The 17,277-nt window shown below is 60.3% G+C and carries 15 protein-coding genes; 10 read left to right on the forward strand and 5 right to left on the reverse strand.

Features of this window, described 5'->3' with window-relative positions; genetic code table 11:
- Positions 1–36: 36 nt before the first annotated feature.
- Positions 37–906, reverse strand: a complete 870-nt coding sequence (locus JMN22_RS03815) for an NmrA/HSCARG family protein (RefSeq protein WP_198795857.1) — start codon at positions 904–906, stop codon at positions 37–39.
- A gap of 123 nt (positions 907–1,029) precedes the next feature.
- Here JMN22_RS03815 and JMN22_RS03820 point away from each other — a divergent pair, with 123 nt between their 5' ends.
- Entirely contained in the window at positions 1,030–1,905 is an 876-nt protein-coding gene (locus JMN22_RS03820) for a LysR family transcriptional regulator (protein ID WP_198795858.1), read from the forward strand.
- A 21-nt stretch (positions 1,906–1,926) separates the two neighbouring features.
- On the opposite strand, the gene JMN22_RS03825 is transcribed toward JMN22_RS03820, so the two are convergent.
- Positions 1,927–2,175, reverse strand: a complete 249-nt coding sequence (locus tag JMN22_RS03825; protein ID WP_030141654.1) for a hypothetical protein — start codon at positions 2,173–2,175, stop codon at positions 1,927–1,929.
- Positions 2,176–2,660: 485 nt separating this feature from the next.
- Here JMN22_RS03825 and JMN22_RS03830 point away from each other — a divergent pair, with 485 nt between their 5' ends.
- The 3 genes from JMN22_RS03830 to JMN22_RS03840 all read left to right on the forward strand — a co-directional run bounded on the left by JMN22_RS03830 (position 2,661) and on the right by JMN22_RS03840 (position 5,829).
- A complete protein-coding gene (locus tag JMN22_RS03830; RefSeq protein WP_198795859.1) occupies positions 2,661–4,073 on the forward strand; it encodes an acyclic terpene utilization AtuA family protein in 1,413 nt (470 codons plus the stop codon).
- The gene (locus JMN22_RS03835) at positions 4,073–4,381 is read left to right on the forward strand and encodes a DUF4387 domain-containing protein (RefSeq protein ID WP_198795860.1); all 309 of its coding nucleotides are present in this window, start codon (positions 4,073–4,075) and stop codon (positions 4,379–4,381) included. The genes JMN22_RS03830 and JMN22_RS03835 overlap by 1 nt, the downstream gene beginning before the upstream one ends.
- 74 nt (positions 4,382–4,455) lie before the next feature.
- Positions 4,456–5,829 carry an MmgE/PrpD family protein gene (locus JMN22_RS03840; RefSeq protein ID WP_198795861.1) on the forward strand — a complete coding sequence of 458 codons (1,374 nt, stop codon included), beginning with the start codon at positions 4,456–4,458 and terminating at the stop codon, positions 5,827–5,829.
- Positions 5,830–5,890: 61 nt separating this feature from the next.
- Here JMN22_RS03840 and JMN22_RS03845 read toward each other — a convergent pair whose 3' ends face one another.
- A complete protein-coding gene (locus tag JMN22_RS03845) occupies positions 5,891–7,096 on the reverse strand; it encodes a citrate synthase (protein WP_030141650.1) in 1,206 nt (401 codons plus the stop codon).
- 257 nt (positions 7,097–7,353) lie between these two features.
- On the opposite strand from JMN22_RS03845, the gene JMN22_RS03850 reads away from it, so the two are divergent.
- From JMN22_RS03850 to JMN22_RS03870, 5 genes are all read left to right on the forward strand, one after another.
- The gene (locus JMN22_RS03850) at positions 7,354–8,643 is read left to right on the forward strand and encodes a CitMHS family transporter (protein WP_198795862.1); all 1,290 of its coding nucleotides are present in this window, start codon (positions 7,354–7,356) and stop codon (positions 8,641–8,643) included.
- Positions 8,644–8,727: 84 nt separating this feature from the next.
- On the forward strand, positions 8,728–10,125 hold the full coding sequence (locus JMN22_RS03855) for an OprD family outer membrane porin (RefSeq protein WP_198795863.1): 1,398 nt from the start codon (positions 8,728–8,730) through the stop codon (positions 10,123–10,125).
- Between the two features lie 30 nt (positions 10,126–10,155).
- On the forward strand, positions 10,156–11,172 hold the full coding sequence (locus JMN22_RS03860) for a phosphoglycerate dehydrogenase (protein WP_198795864.1): 1,017 nt from the start codon (positions 10,156–10,158) through the stop codon (positions 11,170–11,172).
- Positions 11,169–12,152: an alpha/beta hydrolase fold domain-containing protein gene (locus JMN22_RS03865; protein ID WP_198795865.1), complete on the forward strand. Its 984-nt coding sequence runs from the start codon at positions 11,169–11,171 to the stop codon at positions 12,150–12,152. Before JMN22_RS03860 ends, JMN22_RS03865 begins: the two co-directional genes overlap by 4 nt.
- Positions 12,149–13,402: a lipase family protein gene (locus JMN22_RS03870; RefSeq protein WP_198795866.1), complete on the forward strand. Its 1,254-nt coding sequence runs from the start codon at positions 12,149–12,151 to the stop codon at positions 13,400–13,402. The genes JMN22_RS03865 and JMN22_RS03870 overlap by 4 nt, the downstream gene beginning before the upstream one ends.
- Positions 13,403–13,407: 5 nt before the next feature.
- Here the strand turns inward: JMN22_RS03870 and JMN22_RS03875 are convergent, their stop codons facing one another.
- Positions 13,408–14,241: an SDR family oxidoreductase gene (locus tag JMN22_RS03875; RefSeq protein WP_030141643.1), complete on the reverse strand. Its 834-nt coding sequence runs from the start codon at positions 14,239–14,241 to the stop codon at positions 13,408–13,410.
- A gap of 284 nt (positions 14,242–14,525) precedes the next feature.
- Between JMN22_RS03875 and treS the strand changes: the two genes are divergently transcribed.
- Positions 14,526–16,592 (forward strand): maltose alpha-D-glucosyltransferase, encoded by a 2,067-nt coding sequence (gene treS / locus JMN22_RS03880; protein WP_198795867.1) that lies wholly within the window; start codon positions 14,526–14,528, stop codon positions 16,590–16,592.
- Positions 16,593–16,622: 30 nt separating this feature from the next.
- Here the strand turns inward: treS and JMN22_RS03885 are convergent, their stop codons facing one another.
- Positions 16,623–17,153: a cupin gene (locus JMN22_RS03885; protein ID WP_198795868.1), complete on the reverse strand. Its 531-nt coding sequence runs from the start codon at positions 17,151–17,153 to the stop codon at positions 16,623–16,625.
- Positions 17,154–17,277 lie beyond the last annotated feature (124 nt).

Here is a 17,277-nt window from a genome sequence, read left to right on the forward strand (position 1 = left end):
ATGGCTTCCCACCGGCAGAACACCACACCTGAGCATTCAGGCGTTGCCGACAGCCTCGCGAACGAACGCTTCATAGGTGCGCAGCGGCCGGCCGAGGATGGCTTGCAATCGCTCAACGGTACCTGCCTCGGCTTGCATGCCGAACCTTTGGATACCGGCCATCATCAGGCGCATGTCATAGGCCAGCCAGCCTGGGCCGAACGAGGCCATTTGCGCTTCGAAGGCGGCCACGTCGTCGCCGCCATAGGCGACCTCGCGACCCAGGGCTGAACGCCAGGCCTGCGCCACGGATGCACCGGTCAAGGCGCGCGGGCCGACCAGTTCCAGCGTGACACGTTCAAGCGCAGCAGGCGCCCGGTCACGTCGCAGCAACTCGGCGACGGCGATGTCGGCGATGTCGCGCACATCGACCATCGAGACGCCCGCCGAGCCGATCGGCATCGGGTAGACCCCGTAGTCCTGGATGGTCTGCTGGACCATGAGCTCGTTCTGCATGAAGTACGCCGGGCGCAAGACAGTCGCCGGAATGTCGAGACTGTCGATCATGCGCTCCACCGTGTGCTTGCCGGTGAAGTGCGGAACATTAGTGAATTTGTCGGCGTGTATGACCGACAGGTAGACAATGCGCTCGATGCCGGCCTCACGGGCCAGGTTCAGCGCGATCAATGCCTGTGTCACTTCGTCGGGCGTGACGGCATTGAGCAGGAACAGCGTGCGCACCGAGGCAAGGGCTGCGCGCATCGAGGTGACGTCCGTCAGGTCGCCGACGACTTCGGTGACGCCTGCCGGAAACTCCCGCTTGGCGGGCTGGCGCACCAGCGCTTTTACATCGGCGCCTTGCTCGGCGAGTCGTGCGGTGATGAGTGAACCAATGGTGCCGGTGGCGCCTGTGATCAAAATGCTCATGGATGAATCTCCTGTCGCGGCTATCAAGGGGGGATTTCGATTGCAGTGAGCAGACGATAGGCCGTTGCAGAGGTAAAACGAAGACGCCAGAATGCAGACACCTCGTTTCAAAAGTGGAACACCATGAACCTGAACGCGTTGATCGATTTTGCGCTGGTCGCCACCCATTCAGGATTGGGAAAGGCCAGCCGTGCCAGCGGCCGGTCGAAAGCTACGCTGTCGCGCCGCATCGCCGAGCTGGAAGAACAATTGGGCGTCAGGCTGATCGAGCGCAGTGCCCGGGGACTGAAGCTGACCGAAGCCGGCGAAATGCTGATCGCCCGGGCCGAAGGTCCGTTGGGCGAAGTCGTCGAAGCCATGACAGCGGCCCAGGAAGGCGTCTCGACGCCGCGTGGGCGTTTGCGAGTGGCGGCTCCGGTGTTGTTTTCGCAACTGGCGATGGGGCGCATCGGGGCGGAGTTCTGCGCGGCTTATCCGCAGGTGTCGATCGAAGTGCTGGCGGAGGATCGCCTGGTGGACTTGGTCGAGGAGCAATTTGACGTCGCCATCCGGATCAACCCACGCCCGGACAGCAATCTGGTCGGGCGCTGCTTCGCCAAGGACCGGTTGGTGGTCGTGGCCGCGCCTGGTGTCGCCAAGCCAGAACCCGGCGCAGTCAGCGCCGTTCCCGCTATCGTGTTCTCCAACTTCCAGCCGACCCAGTGGAACCTCGACGATGGGCGCCTGATCCTGGAGCCGATCCCCAGGCTCTGGTTTTCCTCGTTCCTGATGATTCGCGACGCCGCGGTGGCCGGTGGTGGAGCGGCACTTGTTCCGCAGTCCATTGCCTGGAGCCAACTGGCCCGTGGGGAATTGGTTCAGTGGGGGACAGTGTCGACGGTCGAAGCGCAGCTTTGGGTCCTGCACACGTCCAGGCGCCTGGCCGCTCCGAAAGTCCGGGCATTCGTCGATTTCATGTGCGCCCGGTACCCGGACATGTCGCTGGTACTGGAGGGATGACGCGAAGCGTTTGCGCCCAACTCAGGGTAGAGGCTGCTCCTTGACCTTGGTTGAAACGACCGCGTCGTAACTTCCAACGGGTTTCACTTCGTTGGAAACCCATAGCCGCTCGCTGCGGCACTTATATTTAACGCCTTTGCGCGGCGTTATGTCCTTGGCCGTTTCAATGCAGATTTCCCTGGATGCGTAGGTCGGCCCGGTTTTTCGCTCTTCCACACAGCCTTCCATGCCACTACAGATCGTCATGACAAGAAAATAGACAGTCATCATCCTAATGTTGCTCCATTGAGCGATGCGGTTATTACGTCCTGTGTCAGCGCGGTTTGGCGCCTGAACGCACAGCGATTTCCCGGCGGATGATGAGCCTGCCTTCAAACCTTCAGCAATGGGACGCCTGTGCCATCTGTCGGGAAAATGGCACCTTATTTAAAAGTTTTTACATGTGGGTGTTTGGTGACGGATTGTTGGCGCCATGAAGGGCGCTTTTATGCGATTTCAGGGCTGGATCCGGCTTTGGCACCGATTCAAAAAAATGCCCTGTCATATAAGAAAAACCCTTCCACGCCAACGCGTTTTATCTGCCATTCGACGGATCTTTGTGTTGGTCGATAGTTCCAGGGAAAGTTGCTTGGGAAAGTCCCTTTGATAAATACCTGATGGTGTTTTTTTAGGACTATGTGGACAAAATCTGTCCACTTGTCAACGTAATTACAACCCCTATTATTGGCCCACTGAGTCGCCAAGAAGAGGGTGTTATGGAGCAGTTATTTGAAGGTTGCGTAAAGGTAATCGTTCCCTGTGGTTCTTTGGGAGCAGGTGTTCGCGAAGAAGAAATTGAATACGGGTTGGCGGCAGGGGCCCAAGTCATTGCCACGGACGCAGGTTCCACGGACAGCGGTGCGGCCTATCTCGCACTTGGAAAGTCCAAGAACAATCGCGGTGCAGTCAAGCGCGACCTGACCATTCTAATGAAGGCGCAGGCCAAGTCCGGTGTACCGATTATTGTGGGGACCGCGGGGCAGGCGGGCGGCGATCTCAATCTTGATTGGACGCGGGATATTGCCGTGGAGATCGCTCGGGAGTTGGGCGTGTCGCCGAAGATTGCGCTCATTTATTGCGAGCAGGACAAGCAGACAATTAAACGCTTGAATGCGCAAGGTCGTATCAAGCCGCTCCCACCTCATACCGAGCTGGACGATGAGACGGTGGACAGTTGTGAGCACATTGTCGCGGCACTCGGCGTGGAGCCCTTTCTCGCTGCGCTGGATGCAGGCGCCGATATCATATTGGCCGGCCGCTCGACCGATACCGCAGTCATCGGCTGCTACCCCATCTGGAAAGGCGCGCCTTGGGGCCCGTCGTGGCACGCCGGCAAGACCGGGGAATGTGGCGTGCAGTGTGCCGTCAACCCGACGCTGGGGTCGGGCATCTTGTTGAGCGTCGACGCGAATGGCTTCGAAGTCGAGCCGCTGAGCCAGGACAACCAGTGCACGCCCCACAGTGTCTCGGCCCATATGTTGTACGAGAACAGCGACCCGTTTCGGTTGCTGGAGCCCGGCGGCATCTTGAATGTTGCCGATGCGCGCTACACCGATTTGAATGGCCGTGCTGTCCGGGTAGAAGGCTCGCGGTGGGAACCCATGCCGTACACCATGAAGTTGGAAGGCGCCGCGGCCGGTATGTATCAGACCATCATGTTGGTGGGCGTACAGGACCCCGACGTGCTCAAGGATATTGACGGTTTTCATGATCGTTTGCTGGACGCGCTCTATAAAAGAACCCGGCAATCCATTCCGTCCGAGGAGTTGGGTGAGTTTCATATTTCCCTGCGGATGTATGGATGGAATGCTGTTACCGGTGTAAAGCCCGTCGCTGGAACATTGCCGCCACCTGAAATAGGCATGTTATTTGTGGCAACCGCTGCCACTCAGGAAATGGCCAATACCATTGCTCACGCCTGTAATCCTTATTTCTTCCATTATCCAAGTGTCATGGGCAAGGAACTGCCGTCCTACGGGTTTGCCTTTACGCCGGCTGATATACCTCGCGGGCAGATATTTGAATTCAAATTGAATCATGTGGTGCAACTTGAAGATCCTTTGGAGTTGGTCCGCTTGGAGTGGATTGATTTATCGGATAGATCGATGGCTGTTAAGGAGCTTGCATAATGACCAAGTTGCGTGATGTCTGCCGACATGTGCGATCCAAACAGGCGGGACCGTTCTGGATCACGTTCGATGTCTTTTTCAACGGGCGCGAGAGTTTCGAGCGCTATAGCGACTGCGCGGCGCTGTCCCCGGCGCAATTCGCAAGTCTCTACGGAGCTGATCCCGAACGGGTCAAGCGCATCGCCGTGCCCGACCTGGAAATGGTCAAGATTTCCTATCCCCGTACAACGCCCCAAGGCGGAATGGTCGAGCGGGACATGCACGCCGGCCAGCAATATGTGCGCCTGCTCGATGTGGTGATCGACTGAGGCTGCGGTGCCCCGCGCTTTGACATAGTCGCCTCATGGACGAGGCCCATCCAATTCAACCCCCTGAGGTCATCATGACGGACTCGACCGTTGCGAGGCGGCTCGCGCGCTACGCCTGCGAATTCCGGGAGCAGCGACTGCCCGAAGACATCATCAAGCTGGTACGCCAGCGTTTTATCGATAGCCTGGCGTGCGTGCTGGGCGCCTACGGGGCTGATCCGGTCAAGGCAGCGTTGTGTTACGCCGCCGCGAATACGGCGCAATCCTCCAGCGTATTCGGCACCCGCCTCAGGACGACAGCCGAAATCGCCGCCTTCACCAACGGCCTGATGGTTCGTTTCCTGGACTACAACGATGGCTACATGGGCCTGGAGCCCGGCCACCCGAGCGACAACATCCCGGCCTGCCTGGCGCTGGCGCAAGCCGAAAACGCAACCGGCGCCGCGCTGGTCTCGGCCATCGTCCTGGCCTATGAAATCCAGATGCGCCTGCAGGATGCGGCCAGCTTGAACAAGCGTGGCTGGGACCACGTCAACTACATCAACGTCGCGATGGCCGCAGCGGCTTCCAACCTGATGAAGCTGGACGTGGTGCAAACCGAGCAAGCCATCAACATCGCCCTGAGTGGGCACCTGGCAATGCGCCAAGTGCGCAGCGGTTCGCTGTCCGATTGGAAGGGCTGTTCCGCAGCCAATGCGGCGCGCAACGCTATTTTCGCAGCGCAGTTGGCGCGTCATGGCATGACAGGGCCGTCGCCGGTGTTTGAAGGCGAGATGGGCTTCTTCAAACAGGTTTCGGGGCGATTCGAACTGGATGTTGATCGTTTCGGTACACCCGACAACGGCGACTACGCCATACGCCGCTCCCTGACCAAGACATTCCCAACCAATGGCGAACTGCACACCGCCGTCTGGGCGGCGCTGGATATCCGAAAGCGGATTGACGGTGTGAAAGACATTGCCGCGATTTCAATCGAAACGTCCGAATTCAACCGTCGAGTGCTCGCCGATACCCCTGAGAAATGGTTGCCGAGAACCCGCGAAACGGCTGACCACAGCTTGCCTTATAACGTCGCCCGGGCGTTGCTGGACGGTGACATCACGGTTGGCTCGTACGTTGCCGAGATGATCGCCGACCCTGCGGCGATTGCCTTGATGGAGAAGACCAGTGTCGTCGAGGATCCGGCGCTGACGGCGCTGTTCCCACGGCACCTTGCCAACCGTGTTCGCGTGACCCTGGTTTCCGGCGGGCACGTGGTGAGCGAGATGATCACTGGGCCCGGATCGGTGGAAACGCCGATGACCGATAGCGACTTCGAACGCAAGTTCCGGCGCATGGCGATGCCCCATATCGACGCATCGGCACAGGCCGCGGTGCTTGAATTCGTGGCGGGACTTGAAGATCAAACCGAGTTCGAGTCGTTGTTTATCGCCATGGCTGTTTCCTAGGGTTTGTACGAAAAGTGCCTGCGCTCCAATGGCATCGCCCAAAGGAGCGCCCGAGGCGGAATCAGCGGCGTCCGGTATGGGTCGCCGTTGGCAACATCCCGGTGTAGCGAGCGCGAGGCCGGCCCTCGTGGTGCTGGTTGTATTGCTCACTGGCGTGGGCAATCCAGCCGATGGAGCGTCCTACGCCTCCCAATGAAATTTCCTGCCCGTGCAATCCCAGTTTCCTACCGATGAAGCTCACCATGAGAATGAATTCCGGTGGGTACGCAACGAGCTCCGAGGCCACCGAAAAAGCCTTTTGCAGCTTGATGAACTCGCTGTCGCCATCGAAGGCGGCGGTCAGCGCGGCCAAGAGATTGCTGGCCCGCGGGTCGTTGATCGAGTGGACGTTGGGGCCGAATCCGACGATGTGTCCGTCCTGGTTGTAGCGCTGCAAGATCGGCCGCGTAGGGTCTACGGCGGTACAAATCTCTTCGATCATCCGGCTGGCTGCCTCATTCCTGCCATAGGCGACCTTATGGCCCCGTGCGGCGGCGAGTGCGGCGATAACGGCGTAGTACGGGGTGGCGCCGGTCGTGGCGGCGACGCGGACGCTGTGGGTGGTGTGGTCCAGCTCATGGTCGATACTGAGGATCAGCAGGCGACGAATCAGATCGGCATGGGCGGGCGGGGCACCGCAAGACCGGGTGATGAACTCGTGCAAGGGTTGCGTGCTCGGCTCGGTCGCCCCTACGACCAGCGCGGCAAACCATCTCACGACATCGGCGCCTGTACGGGCGTAGCTGTCGGGGGATAGGTCGAACGCCTTGGGGTTCTCTCGCTGAACCAGGGGGAAAAGCGCGATGGCTTTTTCCTGGGCGGACATATGCTCATAAATCTTCAGCAGTTGGACGCTGTCCTTCGGGGCCCGAGGCAGCGACTCGCCGAATGCCGAAGGCACCTGCCAGATCAATTCGGCCACCTCTTCGACCGTTGCGCGTTCAGCGAGCTCGACGACGTCATGGCCGCGATAAAAAAGCCCATCATCGGTGATCAGCGTAATTGCACTGTCCGACGGCGGCGAGCGTTTTGCCACGGGTTTCTCGGCCGCCGGGACTTTCACCAGCCGCTGGATATCCTCGGCCCAATAGCGACGTTTGGGCGTCCCGGCGATCTTGATGGAGCGAATATTCTTGCGGCTGACGTAGGCGTACAGCGTTGGCAGGCTGACCCGGAGCAGGGCGGCCGCCTCGTCTGCGGAGAGGTAAAGGCCTTCTTGTTCTGGCATGACGGGCCCACTCAAGTTGATTGAAAGGCGTACATGTTTATTAGATATGCCGTCATGTCGTCAATGTGTATTGGCGGAAAAATCCCAGTCTGGGTTTGTGAGGCGACTGACGGCTGATAAGCCCGATCCAGCCGGGATGTTGACGAAAAAAATCAAGATTTACAGGGTTTCACCCCCTATGTAGATTTCGGCTGCGCAAGAGATGTTCACATTGATTTCGATGCATCGATAAAAATAATAACGAAAAGGTGAAACGCATGGCTTGGTTAGGTTTCGCAATGGTCGTCACGTTTATGGCACTGATCATAAGCAAGCGGCTTTCTGCTGTGACGGCACTTATCCTGATTCCGGTTGCCTTCGGGCTGGCCAGTGGGGCAGGACCGGAACTGGGCGGGATGGTGATGAATGGCGTGAAGCAAGTAGCGCCCACTGCATTGATGCTGATGTTTGCAATCCTGTATTTCGCAATCATGTTCGACGCTGGGCTCTTCGAACCCGCCGTGCGACGCATTCTTCGCTACGTAGGCAATGACCCCCTTAGAGTGGTACTTGGCACTGCACTGCTGGCCACGGTTATTTCTTTTGATGGGGATGGCGCAACGACGGTCCTGATCGTAACGACCGCATTCCTGCCGCTTTACCTGCGCCTCGGAATGAACCCGCTTATTCTGGCGTTGATGCTCTTGCTGACAAACACGGTGGTCAACCTGATTCCGTGGGGAGGGCCGGTCGCCCGCGCCGCCAGTGCACTTCACCTCGATGTGGCGCAGATGTTCCTGGGGTTGGTGCCGGCAATGTTCGCCGGACTTGCCTACGCGTTTCTCGTGGCGTTCTGGATAGGCCGCAAGGAACGGCGCCGCTTGGGATGGACGCCCGGTACCCAGGACGCCGCACCGGAGGAGGCCGCGTTACCGACCGTGCAGAGTGAAACCCATCGACCGAAACTTTTCTGGATCAACCTGGCGCTTACCGCCGGCCTCATGTATTCGATGGCGACAGGGCTGGCACCTTTGCCGATGTTGATGATGGTAGGGTTTTCCCTGGCGCTGTTGATCAACTATCCGCGCCTGGCGGAGCAGAAGGCGAGAGTCGCGGCACACGCGGAAAGCGTGCTGATGGTGATCGCGCTTATATTTGCCTCAGGTGCCTTCACGGGGATTTTGTCAGGCACCGGGATGGTCGACGGCATGTCAGAGAAAATCGTCCAGCTGATTCCCGAGGGCGGTGGCCAATACTTCGGCATCATTACCGCACTGGTTGCCTTGCCGCTTAATTTCCTGCTGTCCAATGACGCGTTTTTCTTCGGTATCTTGCCGGTGCTCGGGGCGGCGGCTGCCGAATACGGCATCGACCCGATGCATATCGCGCGCGCGGCGGTGCTGGGGCAACCGGTCCATGCATTAAGCCCATTGGTTGCGGCGGTTTATCTCATTAGTGGAATCATCAAGCGTGACATGGGCGATATGCAACGCTATTGCCTGCTCTGGGCCATAGGCAGCAGTCTTGTCCTGATTATAACGGCCGCTATGACGCGGGCAATTATCTGATCAACTAGTTCACTGCGCCGAAGTTTCAAGGACGCCTGTTCGCGTCTGCTCACGTCAAAATAAAAATAATAGATGAGGTGGTCGATGAAATCGATTAACGCCGTCGCTATGACGTTGCTGTCGACATTGTGTGTGTCTGATGTTTGTCTTTCAGCAAGCATCAGTAATCCAGACAGGTTTCAGCATGAAGGCAAGTTGAATGCGTATCTTCGTTCGATGTATATCAATACGCGGATATCCAATGACTTGATTGAAGACCGTTTTGGAGGATTTCCCGACGGTGCCGAATTGGGAGGGACAGGGATCGGCGCGATCCTGGATTACAACTCCAGTTATTGGGCCGGGGTCGTCGGGTTTGACGCGTCGTTGTACGGCGTGGCGATGATCGATTCGAAAGATAACGGTCGAGACTTGTTTGACGACTCCGATGGTACTAACGGCGGCTTCGCCAAAGTCGGACAGGGTTATTTCAAACTGCGTTATGAAGGGGACGGTTGGAACGCCGACTCCCAGATAGGCCGGGGCCGGTTCGATGCGGGGACGTTGGTCACTCTCGATACTCGGATTGTGCCGGGTTCCTATCAGGGCGGCCGGGCCCACCTGAATTTCACCGACATGGGTATTGGCCCGCTACCCGGTACGCTGGGGTTCGAAACCGCGTATATCAACCGTACTTCGCCTCGGGACCGGGAAGAGTTCGAGCACCTGCTGAGCCAGACGGGGGAGGAAATAAAGGACCTGTATACCTACGGCATCAATTACGATTTGAAAGCCGTTGAATTGGGTTACGCCCATGGCGTGGCGCGGGATTTCAATGAAAACACCCGTTATGGGCTGACATTGAAAGCACCCCTCGGCGACAAGGCCGGTGTGGTATTGGACACTCAATATTACCAATTCAAAAAAGCCGGGCGAATCTGGGAGCGTGATTGGGAGGCCGGCGAGGCCGCTTATGATGATGACGCGAGCTGGTTGAATATCAACTTGGGTTTATTGCTCGATAAGTTGCGTCTGGGCGTTTCGTTTTCCGAGACAAATGCCAAGTTGAGCAATGGGCAACTGGGTTACGCCTATTTCGATCATGGCGACAATGTCGACGGCAGGATGGACGCCTGGACGCGCTCCGGTAATGACTTCAATAACCATGGCGAGCGCACTTGGCAACTGGGTGCCGAATATGACCTGGGCGGGCATTCGTTATTGGGAACATCGCTGGACGGTTTTAAAGTCATGGCCATCTATAAACAAGGCGCGTTTGACGCCACCGATCCTTTCAGTGGTCGCCGAACCGATGTGCATGAACGGCAGAACGAATACCGCCTCTATTATCGCTTCGACGAAAAGGAATACGCCGGACTTTCAGTGGGTTTGATTTATATCAACTACCGGATTGACCAGGACTTTGTCGCACTTGTCTCCGCGCAACCCGACAACGTCGTGAGCGGTTCTGAGGCGCGGGTCTATCTGGATTATGCATTTTGACCGTTGAACCTATATACCGAGAGACCGGTGATGCTTAAATCTCGTCATAACGTAGTGGTTACACAGCGATTCTTCGACTCAACGGCTGCTGATTTCCTGGACCACCATGGTTGTAATGTCGTGGTCGCGGACCTGCCGCCGGGACAAGCCGATGGCGACTTGAGCGAATCCCAACTGATCGGGCTCCTCGCCGACGCCGACGCTTGGATTGTCGGCCACGCGAATATCACCGCAAGTCTGTTGAGCAGGTTACCGCGCCTGCAAGTCATCGCCCGGCGTGGCGTGGGTTATGAACGGGTCGACACGGCAGCGGTGGAGGCGGCGGGGAAAGTGGCGACCATCGCGATCGGCGGTAACGACGCCAGCGTTGCCGACCACACCGTTGCGTTGATGCTCGCGGTGTGTCGCCAGCTCAAGCAATGCCAGAAGGGCTTGTCCGCCAATGATTGGTCGATCCCCCTGGGCGGTGATTTGTACCGCAAGACGGTTGGCATCGTCGGCTTGGGCCGGATCGGCCGGGGCGTGCTGCAGCGCTTGTCCGGGTTTGAGGTGAAACCGCTGATCCACACCTCCCGCCCCGACAGCGCCCAAGCCGAAGGTAGCGTTGTGGACCTGGAGACGCTGCTGAGGGAAAGCGACTTCGTCACGCTCCATGCGCCGCTCAATCCCGAGACCCAGGGGATGATCGATGAGCGGGCGCTGAACTGGATGAAGCCATCTGCGGTGTTGATTAACACCGCGAGGGGCGGGTTGGTGCGCGATGCGGAACTGCTCAAGGCCCTGACGGAAAAGCGACTGGCAGGGGCGGGGCTCGACGTCTTTGAAAGCGAGTCCAATCCCGCGCTGTCGCCCGTTACTGAACAACTCATCCAACTGCCGAACGTGGTCGTGACGCCCCATGTCGGGGCCTCGACGGTCGAGGGGCTCAACCGTACCAATCTGATTGCCGCCCAATGTGCTGTGGCTGTGCTGGAAGGGCGCAGCCCACCCGGCCATTGCGTTATCGCGGACGGGCGTCGAACCGTCGCACAGGGTGAACAGCCATGAGTCCTGGCGAAAACCTGTCAGCGGACTCACGCCCGCCGGTTCATCCTGACTTGCTGGCAGTGGCGGCGTCGTTGCGCGAGGCCGGCCTGCTGCCTGTGGTTCATGGCGATGTGCAAAGCGTCCGGGCGCAGTTGGAACGGATCAATGCCTGGGCGGCGCAACCCAGCGTCGCTCTGAGCTACGAGCGCACGTTGGGGTTTTCCGTCGACGGTCGGACGGTGCCGTGCAAGCTCTATTGGCCGGAGGGCGATGAGACGTCTTGCCTGATGTTCTACTGCCACGGCGGCGGATTTCGCCATGGCTCACTGGCCGGTTGGGATGCACCGCTGCGACAGTTGGTTCGCGACAGTGGCCTGGCGGTGCTCTCCATCGACTACGCGTTGTCGCCGGAGTATCGCTTTCCCGTGGCGTTCAACGAGGTGGTGGCAATCGTCAGCCGTGTCATCAAGCTGGGGACAATCACCGATTGCCCGGTGCGCGGCTACGCCATGGGCGGCGATTCGGCAGGCGCCAACCTGGCCTTGGGGGCTGCGATAGCGTTGCGCGATTCGGGGATTGATGCGCTGCGGCAGTTGTTATTGTTCTATGGCAGCTTCTCGCGGGACATGAGCTCCGTTTCGTGGCAGAGGCTGGGTGGGTACGGAGGACAGAACCTGTCGGTCGAGACCATGAGCGCCTACTGGGCAAGCTACCTGGCCAATGACGAGGACGACTGGCGGGTTCAGCCAATCATTGCTGATTTGACAGGGCTGCCGCCGGCACGGTTGGTGGTCGGCGAGCTGGACCCGTTGTTGGATGAAAATCGCGAACTGGCGCAGCGGTTGAGAGACGCGGGGGTGGCGACGACCCTGCGAGTCTTGCCGAACATGACTCACGGTTTTGTCCGTTTCAATGAAAGGGCGCCCGTCGCCCGCAGCGTCATTGCCGAGCAGGGCAGCGCCTTGCGTGCGGCGCTTTCCAGGGAGGCGAACCTCCCATGAAGCTTTTCCGAATCGTGGCCTTTGCCTGTGCCTGCCTAGGAGCGTCCGTTGCCATGGCCGCCGGCACGCTGCCGGTCGGGCCTGCCCCAGGGGATACCGAGCTGTCGGCCTTCTATCGCGGGCCTGAGGCAATGCCCGCGTTGCCCGGCGTACTGCTGAGAAGCGAGGGCATGCCAGTGCAGGCACAGATGCCTGCTGCCGCGCAGGCGTTGCGTCTGCTCTACAGCTCCACCGACGAGCGCTGGCATTCCGGTCTCGTTGCGGTCAGTGGCGCGTTGTACCTGCCGACGGGCAAGCCCCCCGCCGAAGGCTGGCCGCTGCTGGCCTGGGCCCACGGCACGCTGGGGATCGCCGACGCGTGCGCGCCTTCCTGGACGGGGCTGCGCGAGCGTGACGCAGCGTATATCAATCGCTGGCTGGCGCATGGCTTTGCTGTGGTCGTGACCGACTACCAAGGCCTGGGCGGGCCGGGACCGCATCCTTATACGTTCTGGCAAGCCGAGGGACGCTCCGTCCTCGACTCGATTCGCGCAGCCCGCGCCATCCGGCCAGGGCTGATTGCCAATCGCACGTTCCTCGCCGGTCAATCCCAGGGCGGCGGAGCGGCGCTGGGCGCGGCCATCCTTGCCGCGAGCTACGCGCCGGAGCTGCCTATCCTGGGCGCGCTGCTGACGGCGCCGAACAGCACCTTTCCCCAAGGCCCCATTTCGCTGCCACCGCGCCAGTCCAACACCGTGTTCCTGGCGCTGGCGTCCGGCGGATTACGCGACGACGGACCGCGAGTAGAAGACATCCTGACCGCCAAGGGTCTCCAATTGCTGGAGGCCGCCCGGCAGGGCTGTACCCGTGACATCGCGATCAAGTCCAAGGCATTGCAGATCAGTTCGTTTGCCGAGCTGTTGACCGTCACCCCAGAGACGCTGAGCGCCCTTCGTATCCCGACCACCGACATGCCGCAGGCATCCATCGCCTTCCCGCTGTTCATCGCCACCGGCCAGGCTGATCGGACGATTACCCCGGAGCGGCAGTACGCGGTCGCAGCGGCGTTGTGCGCCGCCGGCAACGCAGTCACTTGGCGCACGTATGAGGGCCTGGGGCACGACGGGGTACTGCATGGTTCGCTGGAAGATGCCTTCGCCTTCGTCGGGGCCCGACTGGACGGGCAGGGCTATGGCGCCAATTGCACGACCCTGCGAAGACCCGGTCCGCCCGGTGAAAGAGACCCTGATGCGCCGTTCAATGACGATTGAGACGTTCAGGCCTTCGCGTCGATGTCTGCGGAGAACGTCACGTGCCTGTATTTCTCCAGCGACCGGATTCGCTCGGCGAGTGCTTCGCTGATGGAGGAATAGGCTGTGCTGCCCAAGGTCAGGCGCAGCGGCGGATGGGTCATGTCTGCCGCGTTGATCAAGGCCTCGACGGTTTTGCCTGCGTCGCCCTTGACGGCGAAGGCACCCGTGGCCAATGCCCGGCGGACCTCTCCAGCCGGGGTGGCTTCATAACAGGCCATGGGCGTGGTGCGATCCAGCCCTTCGGCGAAATGGGTGGCGGTGGGGCCAGGCTCGATGATGACGAAATCGATCGCGAACGGCGCAACCTCCTTGGCCACGGACTCGACGAACCCTTCGATCCCCCATTTGGTCGCGTGATAAAGACTGAAGCCCGGATAAGCGATCTGGCCGCCCTCCGAGGACACCTGGACGATACGGCCACCCCCTTGGGCGCGCAGATGCGGCAGTACCGCGCGGATGAGGTGGATGGAGCCGGTGAGGTTCGTCGCGAGTTGGCGTTCGATCTGCTCGGGGCTGGCTTCTTCGGCGGCGCCGAACAGCCCGTAGCCGGCATTGCTCACGATCACGTCAATCCGTCCGGCTGCTTCGAACGCTTGTGAGACAACCGCAATGATCGCCGCTGTGTCGGTGACGTCGAGTGTCAGTATCTGCAAGCGATCGCCGTGCAGCGCCAGCAAGTCGTCCAGCGCACCTTGCTTGCGCAGCGTGGCGATGACACGGTCGCCGCGTTCGAGCAACTGCTCGCAGAGAAGACGACCGAGGCCGGTGGATGTACCTGTAATCAACCACGTTTTCATCGTGCACTCTCCTTGGACATACCCTGTGGGAGCGAGCCTGCTCGCGAATGCGGTGGGTCAGGCATGAGGTGTGGTCAGAAAGGACCTCTTCGCGAGCAGGCTCGCTCCCACATTTGTCCAGGGGAGGCCTTTCAGAGTTCACGCCGAACAGACCGTCCGGCGAATGACAACCGCCCCCTGCCTCAATGCAACGAATGCCGGGTCGAGGCCTCTGATGACTAACGAGCCGCAGCTTTGGAAACCAGGACTGCTGCGTTTTTTTATCTCGACAGGTGATTGTTTTCATGACGATGGCTGAGAAAAACCATATTGACTGGCTGGTCGAACAATCGATGCTCAAGGCTGCGAGGCAGCGGGCCAAGCTCTATTCGGGGCAGGGACGTCTATGGCAACAGCCCTTCGCGCACACCCGGCCCCGCGACGCCTCGGCGCTATCCTCCGTGTGGTTCACCGCGTACCCGGCTTCCATCGTCACCCGGGAAGAGGGCACGGTGCTGGAAGCGCTGGGGGATGAAACCTTGTGGCATGCGCTGTCGAAAATCGGTATCCAGGGCATCCACAACGGCCCGCTGAAGCAATCGGGCGGCCTGCGCGGCGCCGAATACACGCCGACCATCGACGGCAACTTCGACCGCATCAGCTTCGACATCGACCCGGAATTGGGCACAGAGGCCCAGCTACAGGCATTGACGCGCATGGCCGCCGCCCACAACGCGGTGGTCATCGACGATGTCATCCCGTCCCATACCGGCAAGGGCGCGGACTTTCGCCTGGCGGAAATGGCCTATGAAGATTATCCGGGGCTCTACCATATGGTGGAGATCCGCGAGGAAGACTGGCCGCTGCTCCCGGAGGTCGAGGAGGGGCGTGATGCGCAGAACCTCACCGCGCAACAGGTGGATGCCCTGCGCGACAAACACTACATTGTCGGCCAGTTGCAGCGGGTGATTTTCTTCGAGCCCGGCGTCAAGGAAACCGACTGGAGTGCGACTCCTGTCGTCATAGGCGTCGATGGCAAGCCGCGGCGTTGGGTCTACCTGCATTATTTCAAGGAAGGCCAGCCGTCGTTGAACTGGCTCGACCCAAGCTTTGCCGCGCAACAGATGATCATCGGCGATGCGCTGCACGCCATCGATTGCATGGGCGCGAAGATCCTGCGCCTGGACGCCAACGGTTTCCTTGGCGTGGAACGCAAGCTCGACGGTACCGCCTGGTCCGAGAGCCATCCGTTGTCGATCACCGGCAACCAGTTGCTCGGCGGTGCGATTCGCAAGGCCGGCGGTTTCAGTTTCCAGGAACTGAACCTGACCCTCGATGACATCGCCGCCATGTCCCACGGCGGGGCGGACCTGTCCTATGACTTCATCACGCGCCCGGCCTACCAACACGCGTTGCTGATGGGCGACACCGAATTCCTGCGGTTGATGCTGCGCCAGATGCACGCCTTCGGCATCGATCCAGGGTCGCTGATCCACGCGTTGCAGAACCACGACGAATTGACCCTGGAGCTGGTGCATTTCTGGACGCTGCACGCCCACGACACGTACCTGTACCAAGGCCAGACGTTCCCCGGCAGCATCTTGCGCGAGCACATTCGCGAGCAGATGTACGAGCGCCTGTCAGGGGAACACGCACCTTACAACCTGAGGTTTGTGACCAACGGCGTGTCCTGCACCACGGCCAGTATCATCACCGCCGCGTTGGGCATTCGCGATCTCGATGCGATCACCACCGCCGATATCCAGCAGATTCGCCAGGTCCATCTGTTGCTGGTGATGTTCAACGCCATGCAGCCGGGCGTGTTCGCCTTGTCGGGCTGGGATCTGGTGGGAGCGTTGCCGTTGCCGGCGGAGCAGGTCGAACACCTGATGCGCGACGGCGACACGCGCTGGATTCATCGCGGTGCCTATGACTTGGTGGACCTCAATCCGGAGGCGCCGTTGTCGGCTGGGCAGATGCCCCGGGCCAGGACGTTGTACGGCAGCCTGCCAAGTCAATTGAAGGATCCGGATTCGTTCGCCTCGCAACTGCGCAGGATCCTGGCCGCACGCCGGGCCTACGACATCGCGGCGAGCCGGCAGATACTGATTCCGGACGTCGAGCATCCGGGGTTGCTGATCATGGTCCACGAGCTGCCGGCCGGCAAAGGCACGCAGATCACCGCGCTGAACTTCGGCTCGACGCCGATCACTGAAACCCTGCACCTGCCAGGTATCGCACCGGGACCGGTGGTGGACATTATCAATGAGCGGGTCGAAGGGGATCTCACGGACGAGGGCGAGTTCACCATTACCCTGGATGCGTTCGAAGGGCTGGCGCTGCGGGTGGTGAGCAGTTCGCCGATGATCTAGGACGGACGATGAGCGCGATGGGGTGAAATCTCAGTGGGGATCCGACCAGTACCGGGTAACGCCACCCTCGCTGCCTAGCACCGGATCCCGATCAGGAAACGGCAGCGTGTCGATGGCCGCGAGCTGCGCCTCGCTCGGCGCTTCGCGGCGGATGTCGGCCTCCTGGCCGGGTGGGTACGCCCCGACCACCAGGAAGTCGTCGCTGGCGCCCAGGTTGCAATGGCCGGTGCCGACAGGCAGCAGCAATACATCGCCAGCCTTGACCTCGACGACCTGCCCATCGGGCCCGCCGAGCATCAGGCGCGCCTGGCCGCTGGCGACGCCCAGGGCTTCGTGGCCCTGGGTGTGGTAGTGATGGAAGTCGTAGATCCCGTAGCGCCATTGCGGCGGCCAGCCGTTGGCGCGAAAGACCTCTTCGATGCGGGTGGCCAGGTCGCCTGCCTGGCTGGCTATCGCATCCCGATAAATGATCACGGGCAGGCGCGGGTTGTTGGGCACCCAGTCGTTGCGCTCCAGCATCAGCGTCTGTATGGCATTCGGCATCGTGTTCAGCGCGCTCATCGAAAGTCTCCACCGCAGGTAGCAAAACCCGGCCTGTGGGAGCGAGCCTGCTCGCGAAATCGGTGTGTCAGCCCCCGTCGATGTCGAATGGGCCGACGTCTTCGCTAGCAGGCTCACTCCCACT

Origin of the sequence: Pseudomonas sp. HB05, from assembly GCF_016756915.1 — a bacterium.
Taxonomy (GTDB): domain Bacteria; phylum Pseudomonadota; class Gammaproteobacteria; order Pseudomonadales; family Pseudomonadaceae; genus Aquipseudomonas; species Aquipseudomonas alvandae.

Excerpts from the sequence above, each read along its gene's own strand:
- JMN22_RS03875 (WP_030141643.1), bottom strand. The coding sequence starts at position 14,241 with ATGAAAACGTGGTTGATTACAGGTACATCCACCGGCCTCGGTCGTCTT.
- JMN22_RS03830 (WP_198795859.1), top strand. The coding sequence starts at position 2,661 with ATGGAGCAGTTATTTGAAGGTTGCGTAAAGGTAATCGTTCCCTGTGGT.
- JMN22_RS03850 (WP_198795862.1), top strand. The coding sequence starts at position 7,354 with ATGGCTTGGTTAGGTTTCGCAATGGTCGTCACGTTTATGGCACTGATC.
- JMN22_RS03885 (WP_198795868.1), bottom strand. The coding sequence starts at position 17,153 with ATGAGCGCGCTGAACACGATGCCGAATGCCATACAGACGCTGATGCTG.
- JMN22_RS03855 (WP_198795863.1), top strand. The coding sequence starts at position 8,728 with ATGAAATCGATTAACGCCGTCGCTATGACGTTGCTGTCGACATTGTGT.
- JMN22_RS03860 (WP_198795864.1), top strand. The coding sequence starts at position 10,156 with ATGCTTAAATCTCGTCATAACGTAGTGGTTACACAGCGATTCTTCGAC.
- JMN22_RS03835 (WP_198795860.1), top strand. The coding sequence starts at position 4,073 with ATGACCAAGTTGCGTGATGTCTGCCGACATGTGCGATCCAAACAGGCG.
- JMN22_RS03870 (WP_198795866.1), top strand. The coding sequence starts at position 12,149 with ATGAAGCTTTTCCGAATCGTGGCCTTTGCCTGTGCCTGCCTAGGAGCG.
- JMN22_RS03825 (WP_030141654.1), bottom strand. The coding sequence starts at position 2,175 with ATGATGACTGTCTATTTTCTTGTCATGACGATCTGTAGTGGCATGGAA.
- JMN22_RS03845 (WP_030141650.1), bottom strand. The coding sequence starts at position 7,096 with ATGCCAGAACAAGAAGGCCTTTACCTCTCCGCAGACGAGGCGGCCGCC.
- JMN22_RS03840 (WP_198795861.1), top strand. The coding sequence starts at position 4,456 with ATGACGGACTCGACCGTTGCGAGGCGGCTCGCGCGCTACGCCTGCGAA.
- JMN22_RS03820 (WP_198795858.1), top strand. The coding sequence starts at position 1,030 with ATGAACCTGAACGCGTTGATCGATTTTGCGCTGGTCGCCACCCATTCA.
- JMN22_RS03865 (WP_198795865.1), top strand. The coding sequence starts at position 11,169 with ATGAGTCCTGGCGAAAACCTGTCAGCGGACTCACGCCCGCCGGTTCAT.
- JMN22_RS03815 (WP_198795857.1), bottom strand. The coding sequence starts at position 906 with ATGAGCATTTTGATCACAGGCGCCACCGGCACCATTGGTTCACTCATC.
- treS (WP_198795867.1), top strand. The coding sequence starts at position 14,526 with ATGACGATGGCTGAGAAAAACCATATTGACTGGCTGGTCGAACAATCG.